The sequence below is a fragment of the Acetobacterium tundrae genome, assembly GCF_008086615.1.
Lineage (GTDB): Bacteria > Bacillota > Clostridia > Eubacteriales > Eubacteriaceae > Acetobacterium > Acetobacterium tundrae.
Window position 1 is genome coordinate 1 of record NZ_RXYB01000055.1, and the last position, 1,124, is coordinate 1,124.

6 tRNA genes and 1 rRNA gene are annotated in these 1,124 nt (G+C 43.4%); all 7 read right to left on the reverse strand.

Annotated features, from left to right (window positions below):
• Positions 1-3: 3 nt before the first annotated feature.
• Positions 4-79, reverse strand: a tRNA-Lys gene (locus tag FZC40_RS16900).
• 136 nt (positions 80-215) lie between these two features.
• Positions 216-300 (reverse strand) — tRNA-Tyr (locus FZC40_RS16905).
• A 20-nt stretch (positions 301-320) separates the two neighbouring features.
• Positions 321-396 (reverse strand) — tRNA-Thr (locus FZC40_RS16910).
• A gap of 260 nt (positions 397-656) precedes the next feature.
• A tRNA-Asp gene (locus FZC40_RS16915) sits at positions 657-733 on the reverse strand.
• A gap of 18 nt (positions 734-751) precedes the next feature.
• Positions 752-826 (reverse strand) — tRNA-Glu (locus tag FZC40_RS16920).
• A gap of 58 nt (positions 827-884) precedes the next feature.
• Positions 885-959 (reverse strand) — tRNA-Asn (locus tag FZC40_RS16925).
• A 9-nt stretch (positions 960-968) separates the two neighbouring features.
• Positions 969-1,085 (reverse strand): 5S ribosomal RNA (rrf, locus tag FZC40_RS16930).
• Positions 1,086-1,124: the final 39 nt, after the last annotated feature.

The window sequence follows — 1,124 nt, forward strand, 5'->3', positions numbered from 1 at the left end:
AAATGGTGACCCATGGGCGACTTGAACGCCCGACACCCTGATTAAAAGTCAGATGCTCTACCAACTGAGCTAATGGGTCATAAAATATTTAATTGTGTTTGTCTTCATACGTTGATGTAATCCAGTTGTTTGCCTAACTAAGTGATTCACACCAAATCGAAGATTTGGGTTCTCTACTTATACCAACTGAGCTAATGGGTCATAAAGATATTAAATGGTGGGAGAAGATGGATTCGAACCATCGTAGACGCCGTCAACGGATTTACAGTCCGCCCCCTTTAGCCACTCGGGCATTCTCCCGCTGTTTTTTTACAAAAAAATGGAGCTGATGAACGGACTTGAACCGTTAACCTGCTGATTACAAATCAGCTGCTCTGCCAATTGAGCCACATCAGCCTAATAAAAGGGTTTGCTTGATTACTGTACTTGTTCCTTGATCCGCTACACATAACTAAGTGATTCACACCAAATCAAAGATTTGGGTTCTCTACTTATGCCAATTGAGCCACAAGTATTGATGCATTGATCTGTTTACAATTATCTCTTATTTTGCTTTATTATAATTTAAAGGAAGCAAACTGTCGATAATTGCATAAGCGATTCACACAAAAATGTTCACTCACTACGTTCGTGCATTTTTGGTTCTCTGCTTAAAATGGCGACCTGAAAGGGGTTCGAACCCTTGACCTCCAGCGTGACAGGCTGGCATTCTAACCAACTGAACTACCAGGCCGCTTTGTTAAAATAATTATGGTGACCCCTAGGAGATTCGAACTCCTGTAGCCGCCGTGAAAGGGCGGTGTCTTAACCGCTTGACCAAGGGGCCGCTCTTTAAAAATAGCGGATATGAAACCGGTTCATTCCACACCCGCTTATTGACTTATTGGCTCCCCAGGTTGGATTTGAACCAACAACCTATCGGTTAACAGCCGAGTGCTCCACCGTTGAGCTACTGAGGAATATTTAAAACCCCGCAACGTCCTATCCTCCCAGGCAGTTACCCACCAAGTACTTTCGGCGCTGGAAGACTTTACTTCTGTGTTCGGTATGGGAACAGGTGTAGCCCTTCCGCCATCGTCGCGAGACTAGTTAATACTATTTAATTATGATTGCATTTATCAATT